Below are 14,916 nucleotides of genomic sequence, written 5' to 3'. Positions count from 1 at the left end.
GAGAGTAAAAGTTGTTTTTTTCCGATACAATTTCAAAAAACCTCAAAATGCTTGCAGCTTTTGATCAATCCAAATTTTGAATATGAAATATTTCACTTGAAATACGTAAAAAATGAGTCTTTGACATGGTTGTCCAATCTTCTTTAAGTAAAGGAACAATTTCGATTGCACTGGTACATGAAGCATTAAGTGCGGCTTATACCAAAGGGCTAAATACTCAAATTATTCTGAATAAAGCTGGTATTCCTACTGAATTACTCATGACACCCAAAGCGCGTGTTCCGGTAGCAACATATGCAAAATTATGGATTGAACTTGCCAATGCCATGAATGATGAATTTTTCGGTATGGATAGCCACCCTATGCGTCGTGGTAGCTATAAATTACTTACAAAACTCGTCAGTACGGCTGAAACTTTAGAAAAGGCTCTCTATGATATTTTGAAGTTTTTTAACTTTGTTTTAGATGATATGCGTGGAGAGTTAATTCGAGAACAAGAAAAAGCTTATTTGGTCATTCGTGATCATGACCAACCCAAACGTATGTTTACCTACGCAACCTTTTTAATGTTGGTACATGGGCTTATGTGTTGGTTAGTAGATCAGCGAATTGGCTTAAACAGTATTGCAGTACGTTGTCCAAAACCGAACGATATTCAAGATTATCTCGTCCGTTTCTGTGAAGATATAAAATTTAATGCCGATATAAATCAGGTTGAGTTTGATGCCCACTATTTAGATATTAAAATTAAAAAAGATAAAAAATCGCTTTATGATTTTTTAGAACAAACTCCGCAAAATCTGTTAGTTCGCTTTAAAAATGAAAATGCCTTGAGCGTTCTTATTCGTCGTCATTTATTAAAGCTTCATCCTGCTCAATGGCCCGAACTTAAAGATGTAGCACAACAACTCAATATTTCGGAAGCTACTGTTCAACGTCGTCTCAAACACGAAGGAGTAAGTTATCAACAAATTAAAAATGAAATTCGTTGCGATATTGCGATTGAACGCTTAAGCAAAAGTAATGATTCAATACAAGACATTAGTGAAGACTTAGATTTCCACGACCCAAGTGCTTTTCACCGTGCTTTTAAAAAATGGACAGGTGTTAGCCCAGGTGCGTATCGAGATAATTTAACTACACACAAGCAATAGCATATGCTTCCAACGAAGTTTTAAAACTTAAGCTTATGATATTTATGTCTTTTAAATTGAATATTTCATATAACGCATTATTTAAAACTTAATAATGCCTATAAAACATTAACTTATAATTTTATCTAAACTTTTATCTTTCAAACTGATTTACAAATCAAAATAACTAAGTTTGTAAGCCACGAAACACATGAAAGGATGATTTATTATTTTATTTCGGTTTTATTTTTATCATGTCTTTAAAATCAAAATTTTCTATACCAAAGACTTTGTTGGCATCAACATTGGGGTTTGTATTTGCTTCATCTACTTTTGCAGCAATTCCGACTACACTTAAACTTGATTATGCCTACTACGCACCAACCAGTTTAGTCGTCAAAGATCAAAAACTTCTTGAGAAAGCACTTCCAAATACTCAAATTAAATGGGTTTTTAGTCAAGGCAGCAATCGTTCATTAGAATACCTCAATAGTAATAGCATCGATTTTGCTTCTACCGCTGGATTAGCAGCTGTATTAAGCCGAGCAAATGGTAGCCCAATTAAAACTGTGTATGTACAAAGCCAACCTGAATGGACCGCCCTTGTTGTTGCAAAAGACTCACCAATTAAAAGCTTAAAAGATTTAAAAGGTAAGAAAATTGCAGCGACAAAAGGAACAGATCCTTTCTTATTTACACTACAAGCACTAGAAACAGTAGGCTTAAGCAAACGCGATGTACAACTAGTCCATTTACAACATCCAGATGGCAAAACCGCATTAGAACGTGGCCAAGTAGATGCTTGGGCGGGGCTTGATCCATTAATGGCTTCAGCTCAAATTCAATTGGGCGCGAAATTACTTTATCGTAATGTAGCATTTAATAGTTATAGCGTGCTTAGCGTGAAAGAAGACTTTGCAAAGCAAAGCGCTGAAGCGGTTGAAGCAGTTATTAAAGCCTACGAACAAGCCAGAAAATGGGCAAAAGCCAATCCAGATAAAGTAGCAGCACTTTTAGCTCAAGAATCAAAACTCCCTCTACCTGTGGCTAAACTACAACTGAGCCGAACCAACTTTGATCAAAGCATTCCAACGGCAACTCAAGCACAAGCGCTAAAACGTTCTGGAAAAATTTTGACTGAAGAAGACTTGGTTAGAAAAGGCACCAATGTCAATCAAGTGGTTGATCAGTTACTAGATCCACGTTTTTCTCAAAAAGTCGTGAAATAGTATATGAGTGATTCACTTAACAAAGCTGAGCTAAATCACTTCTTAGCTCAGCAGGCTTTAAAATCACAGAAAAAGCATTTAAACCACAAATTTACACGGTGGTTTAAAGCGCTACTCATTCCACTTATTTTTTTGGGGGCTTGTGAATTTTTAGTCAGAAATGGCTATATCGATGCTTATCTACTCCCTGCACCGTCTAGTTTATGGCAATCTTTTTTAGATTTAGCTCATAGCGATCTATTTGCCCACATTTATATTAGTACATGGCGTGTTCTGTTGGGCTTTATTATAGGAAGCGGTTTAGGTTTAATTTTTGCGATTTGGGTGGGATTAAGTAAGGAAGCAGAAGCTTATTTAGAACCGACCTTTTCAGCAATTAAGTCGATCCCAAGTCTTGCGTGGATTCCATTGTTATTACTTTGGTTAGGAATTGACGAAGGTTCTAAAATTACATTGATTGCAATCGGAGCATTTTTTCCAACCTATACCAATACAGTTGCAGCAATTCATAACGTAGATAAAAAGCTCATTGAAGTTGGAAAAGTTTATCGGCTTAATGCTTTTCAGCGGATTATATCTATTATTTTACCAGCAGCCTCTCCGGGCATTTTAACGGGTTTACGCAACAGCTTAAGCTTATCTTGGATGTTTATGATTGCAGCTGAACTGATTGCAGCCACACAAGGAATTGGCTATTTACTCAGTGATGGCCGAGAAACGTCTCGACCAGATATTGTTATCATTGCAATTATTTTATTGGCTCTCTTGGGTAAAGTAACCGATACCTTAATGAAACTTATCGAAAACTGGTTATTACGTTGGCGGGATACACTACAAAAGTAATTTTAAATCCAGCATGCCAAAGTGACTCGATCATTTTGGCCATAGTCTTGAATGGTTTTAATCTCACTAAAACCATGCTCAGCAAATATATTTCGAACAGCTTGCCCTTGGTCATAACCATGCTCTAGTGCAATCCAGCCTTGTGGTTTTAACCAGTTTTTCCCTTGAGCAATAATAATTTCAATATCAGCCAGTCCCTGATGCTCTGCAACCAATGCACGGCGTGGTTCTGTTGCCAAAGCTTGCATGTGTTCATCTTCAGGGTCGATATATGGCGGATTAGAAACAATTAAATCAAATTTTTGTGGCTCTAGTGCCTCAAACCACGCGCCGCAAGCGAATTTTACACGTTGCAAATTATGAGCTAGTGCATTTTCTTTTGCGACTTCTAAAGTAGGTGCATAAATATCAGTTGCTGTGACGAACCAATCCGGACGTTCACTCGCTAATGCAAGTGCAATTGCACCTGTCCCCGTTCCCAAATCCACAATATTTGCATTCTTTGGCAAATTTAGATTTAAAACGGTTTCAACTAAAATCTCAGTATCCGGACGCGGTACTAAAGTATCAGATGTTACTTTTAAATCGAGCGTCCAAAATGGTTGTGAACCTGTCACATAAGCTAAAGGTTCACCATTTTGAATGCGCTCAATACCAGCTACATAGTCTTGCTCTTGCTGGGCTGTTAACTCTTGCTCAAGTCTAAACTTTAATTCAAGCGAATTGATTTTTAGAAAATGCTCAAGCAGCCAAGCATTTTCTTGTCGTTCATAACTGTCAGGCTCACCACGAATTGCAAGCGCTTGAGCAATATTCATTAGCCGCCATTTTCCTGTGCAAGCATTGCAAGCTGATCTGCTTGATATTCACGATGTAAGCTATCGAGCAATTCAGTTAAATCACCTTCCATAATCGCGTCTAACTTATATAAAGTTAGGTTAATACGGTGGTCCGTCATACGACCTTGCGGATAGTTATACGTACGGATACGTTCAGAACGGTCACCAGAACCAACCAAATCACGGCGCATTTCAGAAGTTGCTGCATCTGCTGCTGCACGTTTAGCATTTTCTAAACGCGATACTAACAATGCCATCGCCTTAGCTTTGTTTTTATGCTGTGAACGCTCTTCTTGACACTCAACTACTGTACCGGTTGGAATGTGAGTAATACGCACCGCTGAATCGGTTTTGTTAATGTGCTGACCACCCGCACCTGATGCACGGTAAGTATCGATACGTAAATCTGCCGGATTAATTTCAACGTTGGTATCAACATCAATTTCAGGCAAGATCGCAACTGTACATGCTGACGTATGCACACGACCTTGTGATTCAGTGGCAGGGACGCGTTGCACACGGTGAGCACCACTTTCAAACTTTAAACGGCCATAAACGCCATCACCATCTACACGGCAAATAACTTCTTTAAAGCCACCATGTTCGCCTTCATTTTCAGAAAGGACTTCAATACGCCAGCCTTGTGTCTCGGCATATTTGCTGTACATACGGAACAAATCGCCTGAGAAAATTGCAGCTTCATCACCGCCCGTTCCGGCGCGAATTTCTAAATACGCAGCATTAGAGTCATTTGGATCTTTTGGAATCATCAAGATATTGAGCTGGCTTTCTAGTTCTTCAAGCAATGCTTTATTCGCTTGAATTTCTTCTTCTGCCATATCTTTAAAGTCAGGGTCCGACTTCATCATTTCAGCAGTTTCAATGTCTTCTTCTGCTTGACGGTATTTGCCCCAAACTTCTGTAATTTCAGTTAAATCACTATGTTCACGAGACAGTTTACGGAAACGTTTGTTATCGGAAATCACTTCTGCATCTGCAAGCAATGCGGTAAGTTCTTCATGACGATCACAGAGTTGATCAAGTCGTAAACGGAGTGACGCTTTCATAAGAGGAAATATCTCAAAAGTCCAAAAAACTTATCTAGATAAATATAAGAAGATAAGCCAAATCATAAAAATAGCGCATAGTTTACAGATTATGCTGATTAAATGACATATGTAATCCTTTAATTCCTGAACTTTAGAAAGGTCTATCCATCATCTGTAAACCTATTAAATTATATATTGACCCTCTCAAGCACTTATGACTTACGTTCACTAATTTTTATTGTTCAGTTTTTAGATAAGATTGATGGTTTTCCATTCTGTTTTAATAGAAAGCATACAAAGAAGACACTAAACTCTAATAATCGAGTGATGGTTCTCCACATTTGAAGAGAAGTGTTTTGTTACATTTGCCGTAACGAAAGATATAAGGTCCTGCAACTTGGGACATGGAGTAAATGATGAAATTAAATACTTTGTTATGTAGTGCTGTTTTAGCTACTTCTATGATGACTGTAGCACATGCAGACAATACAACTCACGTAGCAGCTGCTTCGGCTTTAGGTAGTGTTGCAGGTACTGCAATTGGTAAAAGCATGGGTGGTACATCTGGCGCAACAATTGGTGCTGCTTTAGGTGGTGCTGGTGGTGCAGCAGTTGCAAGTGATCGTCGTCACCGTACAGAATCTGCAATTGGCGGTGGTTTAGGTGGTGGTGCTGGCTATACTGTTGGTAAAAGCATGGGTGGTACAAACGGTGGATACATCGGTGCTGCTTTAGGTGCGGCAGGTGGTGGTGCTTTAGGTAATAAAATTTCTAAAGACCGCGATTATGATCGATCTTCTAAGCACTGGAAGAAAAAACACCGTCATCACCACTAATCACAGTGAAGACATAGACCTAAAAACACCTTCGGGTGTTTTTTTATAGTCAAAATTTTTCCATCCCCCGATATATCGTTCATGATTTATTCACATCTTAATATAAACCATACAAAGCAGACACAAAACTATCGTATCAGCATGGCCCTTCTCCATAATTTTCACGAAATTTTTAATTACATTTAGCTCAAGTTATAAAGATTGCTCTTCAGCAAAATGAGCATGGAGTTCAAAAATGAAAATGAATATTTGGTTAGCAAGTGCATTAATCGCAACAACCTCTATGGTGTCAGTTGCACATGCAGATAATGGTACCCGTGTAGCGGCAACTTCTGCTCTAGGTAGTGTAGTAGGTACAGCAATTGGTAAAAGTATCGGTGGTACATCTGGCGCAACAATTGGTGCTGCTTTAGGTGGTGCTGGTGGTGCAGCTGCAGCAAGTGACCGTCGTAACCGTACAGAAGCTGCTATTGGTGGTGCTTTAGGCGGTGGTGCTGGTTATACCGTTGGTAAAAACATGGGTGGTACAAACGGTGGATACATCGGTGCAGCAGTGGGTGCAGCTGGTGGTTCTGCTTTAGGTCGTAAAGTTGGTCAAGACCGTAACTATGATGACCGTTATGACCGTCGTTATGATCGTGATGACCGCCGTTACGATCGTCGCTATGATCGTGATGACCGTCGTTATTACAATGATCGCGCTTATTATCGTCATGATAATGGCTTACACCGTGGTTGGTATAAACACCACTAATTGGTACATAGATATTAAAAAGCACCCTAGCGGTGCTTTTTTTATTTGGGAGTGAAATTTATATCGAAAAAAACCGATATACATCACTCCATTTATATCGTATTATTTCGATATAACGTTTTTTGAGAATATCGCATGCGATCACTTCAAGACACCAAATTTTCAATTTTGGAGCTTGCTCCTATACGTGATGATAAGACAATCGAATTTTCATTACGTCATGCATTAGAGCTCGCCCAACATGCAGAAAAATTAGGTTATGACCGTTTTTGGCTTGCAGAACATCATAATATGGATGGAATTGCGAGTTCAGCAACCGCTGTTTTACTTGGCTTTATCGCGGCTCATACCCAGCGCATTCGTTTAGGTTCAGGTGGTATCATGCTACCAAACCATGCACCGTTAGTAGTTGCAGAACAATTCGGTACATTAGCAACCTTATATCCAAATCGTATTGAGCTAGGTTTAGGTCGTGCTCCGGGTACAGATCAGGTCACTATGCGTGCCTTACGTCGCGGGCATCAGGAAACGGAAGATCAGTTCCCAAGAGATGTTGTTGAGATTTTGCAATATTTTAAAGCGCCTCAACCCGGCCAAAGAATTATTGCCACTCCAGGACAAAATACTCATGTGCCTGTCTGGTTATTGGGTTCAAGCTTATTTAGCGCGCAATTGGCTGCGAAACTAGGATTACCCTATTCATTTGCATCGCATTTTGCACCACGCATGCTTGGTCAAGCGATCGAACTTTATCGTGAAAATTTCGAACCTTCTGAATATTTGGACAAGCCTTATGTTTCAATGGGTGTACCTGTTGTGGTTGCCAATACAGATGAAGAAGCTCAGTTCCTAGCAACAAGCGCATACCAACGTGTTTTAGGATTAATTCGTGGTGAAAGTTTGAAACTGAAGCCACCGGTTAATTCAATGCAAGGACTATGGAACACAGCAGAACAACTTTCAGTTGAAAATTTCTATACGATGGCACAAATCGGTTCAGCTGAAACAGTAAGTTCAGGTTTAGAAAAGCTTTTGGCTACATATGAAGTCGATGAGTTTATTTTTACTTGTGATGTCTATGATACAAATAAACGTTTAGACAGCTTTACTCAATTAATGCAATTAAAATCAAGTAATTAATATATACACAAAGTCTCATGCTTGAATAGGTTTCAAGCATGAGATAACCACCTATCTGAAAATACTTTACCCAAACTACTTGCTTGGTTATTTATATTAAAACGATAAAAAATCATCATAAATGAAAACCAAAAGGACTTTTGGAAAATGAGTATTGAACTTAAAAATAATGTTGCTAAATCAGCTACTTTTCAAAATGCAGTTCAGGATTTTGACGCCTTTACTGGTCAAATTCTTTTATCAAATACAATCAAAGCATATAATTTTTCTAATTTAAATGTAGCGATTATTGGAACAGATCAGGAAACTGTCACGCACTTAGAAAAAATTTGCCAACAAGCAAAATTTGTAACTGTATTTCAAATTACACCACATTTTATTTTGCCCCATAGTCAAATCGGCATACATCGCCTCATTACCCACCCGCTTATTGCCAAAAACCGGAGGTTATTTAACAATCGGGTTAAAAGCATCCTAGCTCTACGTTTTCTTGAAACTCAAGTAAATGAAACATGGCTGAGACGACTTTTAATGCCTAATACAGCACAAGCCAATAAAACCTTTTTTAAATCTGATAGCTACTATTCAGCTTTGCAAAGATCAAATTGTAAATTGCAGACTTGGCCAATTATCAAAGTTACCCAAACCGCTATTTATAGTATGGATGGCACTCAACATCCTTTTGATGTCATTATTAGAACAACATCTTAAAAATAAAAAAAGCATGGTTGATCGACCATGCTTTTTACTCATTTCAAATCATACTGTTTTAAATGACCCTGATCATCGTAATGTAAGACCACACGTTGTGCATTTTGTAATTCTGATAAAGACTCTGTATTTACCATAAATTGTGAAGCCAATAATTCAACAGAACTATTGGGACCCTTACTACGTCGATCATCACCATGAAATCTAAGCCAGTTATAACTTGCCCATAAAATTAAAACCAAAGCACTTAAGCAAATTAAAAGAAGTAAATGCAGTAAAGTTTTGACTTCCGAAATATGATCTACCCACACATAGTCATAAATAAGATGTGCTTCAAAAAACCACAGAAATAATGACACTAGCGGAAAAAGCAGCCACATTAAACAAAACCAACCTATTGTTTGCAAGGTATAGTTCGCGGTCTTATTTTTTACATATTCAGGCTGATCAATATATTCAGGTATATCTAAAATTTCTACGTCAGCCTTTTCTTCATTTTTCATGAATTATCTCCACGGAAGCCTCGATCGGGACTAACCCAGCGGGCACGTTTTTTCGTGTTAAATATAGTTTTAGGTACAGCAACCACGCTGGTAAATAACGTTAGTAGCCAGAAAAACAATGGATACCAAATGACCCAAAAGTAATTTCTAAAAAGACGCCCACGGTCATAATGATGATCAATCCATAAACTGACTAAAAATTGGATGAGGCATGTTCCCCCTAATATCACACCATACCACTGTGGCATTAGAGAGTTGATTTGCCATTGCTGAGGCAAGTCAATAAACAGCCCAATCAGGAAAAGTAAGAAAATAAATATCATCACATATGACCAAACAATACTGACTAAAGCTTCAAGCATGACTGGCCACATACGGCGCAAGCGAACTTTGAACATTTTAGGAATATATTCTAATAAGACTTCTACCCCGCCTTGTGCCCAGCGTAACCGCTGTTTCCAAAGTCCTTTAAAAGTTTCAGGCATGTAGATATAACAAAGAGCTTGAGGAATATATTGAATATCCCAGTGATCCATTTGAAGTTTCCAAGAGATATCAATATCTTCGGTAATTTTGTCATCAGACCAAAAATCGACACGAACCAAAGCAGTTTTTCTAAACGCTACAATTACCCCCGATACTGTAAAAATACGACCATATGTTCGCTGCGCGCGCTTAATTAAACCAATAATTGAAGAAAACTCCCCAACCTGTAATTTCCCTAAAATACTTGAGCGATTTAAAATTCTAGGGTTACCAGTGACAGCCCCAATACGTGGAAATTTTAAAAATGGCTGCATAAGCCAAAGTACAGCATGAGGATGTAATAAAGCATCCCCATCAATACAAACTAAATATTCGTACTTACTGACCAAGACTCCCGATCTTAAAGCGACTGCCTTACCTTGGTTTTCTGCTAAGTGTACAACTCTCAGACGAGCATCTTGTGTTGCTAACTCATCAAGAATCTCTGCTGTTCTGTCACTACTACCATCATTTACAGCAATCACTTCAAAATTTGGATATTTTGTTTGCAAGGCATAACGAATGGTTTGCCTCACTTGAGCTTCTTCATTAAAACAAGGAATAATAATGCTGCACCCTTCATTTGAAGGCTCAGGTAATTGCTGTTCATGATATTCCCGTTTAAAGAAAAACCAGAGACCACCTACCATCCATGTCCACGCCATAAGTAGCGGATATAAAAAGGCAAAAGCAAATAGAATATCGAGTAATACTCTCATTACTTTTTCCCCTCATTCGCTAGACCTGCAAAGGGCTGATACATCACAGAACTGGAATTTAAGCTCATTGGGTTATATAAATATTCGTGAACACTTTTTGAATTTTTAGGGCTATAGCCATCAACACCAAATTTCTGAATACCTATACGTTGAATATCAAAAAGACCTTGTTTCACTTCTTGCCAAGCATTTTTCTGGTCATTTTCTGGCAATGTTAATGTCAGCATAATTCTTTGCTTGTATTTCGCATCAAGCGTGTTTAAAAGCTCTAAGGCTTGTTTAAATTGTTTTTGCTTACCCACCATATTAAATTTTAGATTCACTAAATCATTCTGGGTTAAGAGTGATTTTAAAAGCGCTGGTAACTGCTCAATATGCTCTAAGTCTGGTGTCAGCAACAAACTAAACTGGGCCTGATTACTCATATTCAAATAAGGCTTTGCAGCTTTTTGAGTCAGTTGATTCAGTTGTGACAATTGCTTCACTTGTTGAACACAGTTACTTTCGTTCAGCGTTGTATTTTGCATTGCACAATTTAAAGCAGTTCCAGCATTAAGTTGAATACCACTTAAATTGCTATTAAAACGCGCAATATCTTTAGCTAAATCTGCCACCAAAAACGGTTTATTTTTTTGAGGATAAATAGGTAGTTCTAAAATAACCGCCTGACCTGCACGAGTTTGTGCCTGCCATAAACTACGGTTCAAAATATCTTGCTTAACTGGCATTTGAGTTGTTGGGAAATAAGCAACGTCATATTGCCCATCCCCATCTTGGTCATCTAAAGGTTTCAATATCAGCGTATTGTTTTTTAAGCTATAAAGTTTGGATAACAATAACCCTAATTTTTCATCTGACTGAGTATTGCTTAAAGCAGCTAATTGCTTTAAATCCATACTCACAAAATGTTTTGGCTGCTTATATAAATCCTTCTCTGCAGAGTTCAAAATATTAAGCAACGTCTCCGATAGCTGCTCAGCTGTAGAGTTATCAACCATAAGACTGCGTTTGAAGGTAACGTCATTAATTTGGTTCACCCCATCACGCCCTAAACTAAAGGAAAAAGTAAACCCTGCTTGTTGAGCTATTTTTTCTAACTGCTGATTGACCGCACCATACGGCCATACAATCGCTTTCGGCTCTACACCCAATTCTTTTTTTAAGACATCATGAGATTTTTTTAAATCGTTCAAAATACGTTGTTGATATTCCGCGTCGGTTTCGTAACGTGCCTGTGATTTTAAATACATATAAGAAGTTGCCGCGGGTTGTTCATTCCCTTGAGGGTTAGCAAGCACACCATGATGCAAATCATCACTATGGCTTGCAAACTCAGCTAAGCCAGAAGCCTGCATTTCTCGTGCTTGCTTCCAATTGACCAAGTTCCCTTGTCCATAGGCTTCATAGCCAGCTTTTGTATTACCATTTAGCCAACTGGTTGGGAGTGCAAAAACTGCCGGAATCTGATATTGCTTAAGCAGCGGAAATATACGACTGTAGCTACTTAAAGCACCATCATCAAAGGTTAACAAAATGGCATTATGAGGTAACTCTATGCCTTGCTTACGAGCCTCTTCAATATCTTTTAAGCGTATTGGCTTCCACTCAGATTGACTGAGCCAGTCAAAGAACTGCGCTAAATTTTTAGTTTGAATTGCATAAATATCCCGATCGCCCTCTTTTAAAACATCATCTCTGACGTCATGAAAAGTTAAAGAAACCACATGATTTTTTGGTAAATCTTTTTCTATCTGGGCATATGCAAATTGCAGAGGTAACAATGTCGAGGCTAAAGCACAGCCCAACATTTTCGAAAATAAATTATTCATTAAAAACGCCCTTCAAATCCGAAAATACCATAGGTATGCTGTTCACCATGTCCATCGTAAGGATGGTATTGCCAGCCAATTCCATAATTGAGTTGCCATGTCCGTGATAGCTGCCATTGATGTTGATACTGCAAAGAATAGGTTGGTTTAGTGGAATAATCGGCTTGTTTATAAAAGCCCACCCCAGCCTCGAAATGCTGTTTAAATGAACGCTCATATTCACGCCAAGTCACCCAGTCATGACTTAAGTTCAACTCTGCGCTGTAATGCGAACTTGGGCTAAAATAAGCAGTTTGATCTTGGCTATTACTGCCGAAAAAACCACGGACAGTGCCATAAGTAATGTGATGCGGCGCTGCAAATAGTCTTTCGCGCCAAAAAGTTGAAAATTCTTGTTGTTTATTGCCATCACTAATATCAGTCAGACCGTAACTTGCGCCAATTTGACGAGATTCATCCTTTTGCCACGTCAACGCAGCTCGGTAAGATTGACCATCTTCTCCTGCATCAATCGCTTGTAGAGGAATGTCAGCCTGACTGTTATATTGCAATTGATACTGCCAGTGATCATTTAACCACTGTGACCAATCAAGACGAACACCAGCTTGTCCGCCATCTGTACTTTGCGACAAGATCGCAGATAACGCCTTACGATTGGCTTGCCATTCGGCCCCAACACCATAGTGCTGGTTATGCACGTCGCCAAAATTGTATTCGCCATAACGATCTTGATGCCAAGCGAATAAACGATAATTATCTTTTATCCACGGACTATTAAGGCGAGTTTCCATCTCACGGTCTTTTAAACCGTTTTGTCCACTTACAGAATCGCTATTATTAGCTTTACTTTGGCCCCAAGTCGTTGAATGTGAAATCGTAGCTCTATTACGATCATCCAACTCTTTGCGACTTTTAATAACGCCACTATCTTCGGGATAAAACTGCACTAAGTTTTGCGTTGTTTTACGCCATGTCTGGATATCACCTAAAGCCTGAGCATTTTGCATTTCATTAATGCGAGTATCTTTAGCAATCGGATCTATACCATTTAAACGAGAAATTGTTTTTTTTGCTTCTAAAGGCTTTTCTCTCCAGCGCTCTACGCGGGCAAGGTTATTAATCAAACTCTCATTTGCAGGTGCCTGCTCTACTGTTTTTTCAAAGTGTTTTTCAGCTTGATCTAAATGATTTGCATAAGCTAAATGCATCCCTTTTAAAGCAATATAATCGTCTCGGTCAGGATGGCTCGTTTTATCTACACCTTTTGCCTGACTATATTTATAAGTCGGAATAAGGTGATCAACTTTTGCCAAAAGCTGTTCAGCTTCCTTATATTTTTCTTGTTCAATATAAGAATAATACAACCCACTATAGACGATCATATCCGGATAATTTTTTTCGGTTAAAAGTGTCTTATAAACAAGTTCAGCTTGCTTCGGCTTTTGCTCAGCTAAATAACTATCAGCAATTGCATGACGTACATATGCAGGTAATTTCTCAAGCGGAATATTTAATTGAGTAAAATTATCTAAAACCGCTTTTGCTCGCCCTCTAAAATCTAATGCATATAAATAATCGTAGTGAAACCTTAAATAGTTAGGATCTTCTGGCTTTATTTGCTGTTGTAACTTTTGCCCCTTTTCTAACACGCTATCTAATTCAGCAAAACTTTCTGTATCTGATAAGCCTTGGCGATTTAAATATTTATAACGGGTAATTGAATTATTGACCTGCTGAGAAAATTCACTGACTTGTAAAGTTTGCTGTAATTGCGCAGTTTGCTGATTTTTTTCGCTTGTTTGGAGTAATTGCTGAGCTTTTTTATATGCACCAATAGCAATCAAGTCATAGACATACTCTTGTAAAACGGATGAAGACTTAGGTTGTTGCTGATAAGCATGCTCAATTGTAGCTAAAGCATCTACAGGCAAATTAATTAGACGGTAAGCATATGCAATACGTACCAATTGATCAGCATTTAAATTTTTAATATTGATTTTAGATAACAGAGTCTTAGCATTCACTGTGTCTTGCGATTCAGCATATAAAACAGATAATAAAATGCGCCCATCAATCGTTTTTTGAATATTAAGCTTATTTGCCCATTCAAGCGCTATTTTAAAATATTTAAAATCTCGAAAATTTTGAATTAAAGGTAGCTTTGCATATTCCGGAAAATTCACATAATTAATATTTACCAATAAATCTGTAAATTTAGTTAGATCCTTTTTTTCATTAGACATAACAATTAAATAATCAGCCAACAATTTTTGATCATGTGGGTACTGTTTTAACAATTGATCTAGCTGATAAACAGCGTGTTGAGTTTGCCCTGCTCTATAATCTTGAATAGCCTGCTCACGCAAGACATCCACTTGAGCGGCGTACAATTGAATTGGCAAGAGATATACCAATGAAAAAACACATTTTTTTAGCATTTTGATAATCGGATAGTCCCATATCGAGATGGGAAATTATAGTTAAAAATGTGAACTTCATCACAATAATCAAAATGCGCATGATATTTACAACAAATGTAAAATATGAATAAAAAAAGTATTTGTATTTTTAAAAAATAACTAAAAACAAATATTTATAAAAACATAGATTATTAGTTTATATACATTTCTTTTCAAAAAGCTTATTTTAACTCACAAACTGTAGTGTAAGAGTTTACTCGCTGATAACTAATCAGAAACGATTCATTAACTTGGCGTTTTATATTTAAAACTTTTATTTTTAATATGTATATAAATTTAAAACCATTCAATCTAATTAACTTTAAATTATTTAAATTGAATGGCCA

The 14,916-nt window shown here is 37.7% G+C and carries 13 protein-coding genes; 7 read left to right on the top strand and 6 right to left on the bottom strand.

What is annotated here, in order from left to right; translation table 11 throughout:
- The first annotated feature begins 125 nt into the window (after positions 1 to 125).
- From RMA95_RS04330 to RMA95_RS04320, 3 genes are all read left to right on the top strand, one after another.
- Positions 126 to 1,154, top strand: a complete 1,029-nt coding sequence (locus RMA95_RS04330; RefSeq protein WP_311069686.1) for an AraC family transcriptional regulator — start codon at positions 126 to 128, stop codon at positions 1,152 to 1,154.
- Between the two features lie 233 nt (positions 1,155 to 1,387).
- Complete coding sequence (locus RMA95_RS04325; protein WP_311069685.1) at positions 1,388 to 2,362, top strand: aliphatic sulfonate ABC transporter substrate-binding protein; 975 nt, start codon at positions 1,388 to 1,390, stop codon at positions 2,360 to 2,362.
- A 3-nt stretch (positions 2,363 to 2,365) separates the two neighbouring features.
- Positions 2,366 to 3,205: an ABC transporter permease gene (locus tag RMA95_RS04320; protein WP_311069684.1), complete on the top strand. Its 840-nt coding sequence runs from the start codon at positions 2,366 to 2,368 to the stop codon at positions 3,203 to 3,205.
- Between the two features lie 2 nt (positions 3,206 to 3,207).
- On the opposite strand, the gene prmC is transcribed toward RMA95_RS04320, so the two are convergent.
- Together prmC and prfA are read right to left on the bottom strand one after the other, a co-directional pair.
- Positions 3,208 to 4,023 (bottom strand): peptide chain release factor N(5)-glutamine methyltransferase, encoded by an 816-nt coding sequence (gene prmC, locus RMA95_RS04315; protein WP_311069683.1) that lies wholly within the window; start codon positions 4,021 to 4,023, stop codon positions 3,208 to 3,210.
- Positions 4,023 to 5,111, bottom strand: coding sequence for a peptide chain release factor 1 (gene prfA / locus RMA95_RS04310; protein WP_002049300.1), 1,089 nt, complete (start codon positions 5,109 to 5,111; stop codon positions 4,023 to 4,025). The genes prmC and prfA overlap by 1 nt, the downstream gene beginning before the upstream one ends.
- 398 nt (positions 5,112 to 5,509) lie before the next feature.
- On the opposite strand from prfA, the gene RMA95_RS04305 reads away from it, so the two are divergent.
- The 4 genes from RMA95_RS04305 to RMA95_RS04290 all read left to right on the top strand — a co-directional run bounded on the left by RMA95_RS04305 (position 5,510) and on the right by RMA95_RS04290 (position 8,534).
- On the top strand, positions 5,510 to 5,929 hold the full coding sequence (locus RMA95_RS04305; RefSeq protein WP_002049123.1) for a glycine zipper domain-containing protein: 420 nt from the start codon (positions 5,510 to 5,512) through the stop codon (positions 5,927 to 5,929).
- A 235-nt stretch (positions 5,930 to 6,164) separates the two neighbouring features.
- Positions 6,165 to 6,683: a hypothetical protein gene (locus tag RMA95_RS04300; RefSeq protein WP_209046132.1), complete on the top strand. Its 519-nt coding sequence runs from the start codon at positions 6,165 to 6,167 to the stop codon at positions 6,681 to 6,683.
- A gap of 135 nt (positions 6,684 to 6,818) precedes the next feature.
- On the top strand, positions 6,819 to 7,823 hold the full coding sequence (locus tag RMA95_RS04295; protein WP_311069682.1) for an LLM class flavin-dependent oxidoreductase: 1,005 nt from the start codon (positions 6,819 to 6,821) through the stop codon (positions 7,821 to 7,823).
- Positions 7,824 to 7,970: 147 nt separating this feature from the next.
- The gene (locus RMA95_RS04290; RefSeq protein ID WP_311069681.1) at positions 7,971 to 8,534 is read left to right on the top strand and encodes a flavoprotein; all 564 of its coding nucleotides are present in this window, start codon (positions 7,971 to 7,973) and stop codon (positions 8,532 to 8,534) included.
- Positions 8,535 to 8,572: 38 nt separating this feature from the next.
- Here the strand turns inward: RMA95_RS04290 and pgaD are convergent, their stop codons facing one another.
- From pgaD to pgaA, 4 genes are read right to left on the bottom strand one after another with little or no spacing between them, the layout of a single operon-like run.
- Entirely contained in the window at positions 8,573 to 9,037 is a 465-nt protein-coding gene (pgaD, locus tag RMA95_RS04285; RefSeq protein WP_311069680.1) for a poly-beta-1,6-N-acetyl-D-glucosamine biosynthesis protein PgaD, read from the bottom strand.
- On the bottom strand, positions 9,034 to 10,281 hold the full coding sequence (gene pgaC, locus RMA95_RS04280) for a poly-beta-1,6-N-acetyl-D-glucosamine synthase (protein WP_311069679.1): 1,248 nt from the start codon (positions 10,279 to 10,281) through the stop codon (positions 9,034 to 9,036). Before pgaC ends, pgaD begins: the two co-directional genes overlap by 4 nt.
- Positions 10,281 to 12,110, bottom strand: a complete 1,830-nt coding sequence (gene pgaB, locus RMA95_RS04275) for a poly-beta-1,6-N-acetyl-D-glucosamine N-deacetylase PgaB (RefSeq protein ID WP_311069678.1) — start codon at positions 12,108 to 12,110, stop codon at positions 10,281 to 10,283. Before pgaB ends, pgaC begins: the two co-directional genes overlap by 1 nt.
- Positions 12,110 to 14,548 (bottom strand): poly-beta-1,6 N-acetyl-D-glucosamine export porin PgaA, encoded by a 2,439-nt coding sequence (gene pgaA, locus RMA95_RS04270; RefSeq protein WP_311069677.1) that lies wholly within the window; start codon positions 14,546 to 14,548, stop codon positions 12,110 to 12,112. The genes pgaB and pgaA overlap by 1 nt, the downstream gene beginning before the upstream one ends.
- Positions 14,549 to 14,916 lie beyond the last annotated feature (368 nt).

This window comes from Acinetobacter sp. V110_1, assembly GCF_031798975.1.
In the GTDB taxonomy this organism is placed as follows: domain Bacteria; phylum Pseudomonadota; class Gammaproteobacteria; order Pseudomonadales; family Moraxellaceae; genus Acinetobacter; species Acinetobacter nosocomialis_A.
The sequence above is the reverse complement of the archived record's forward strand: the minus strand, read 5'-3'. Positions and strand labels throughout refer to the sequence as shown.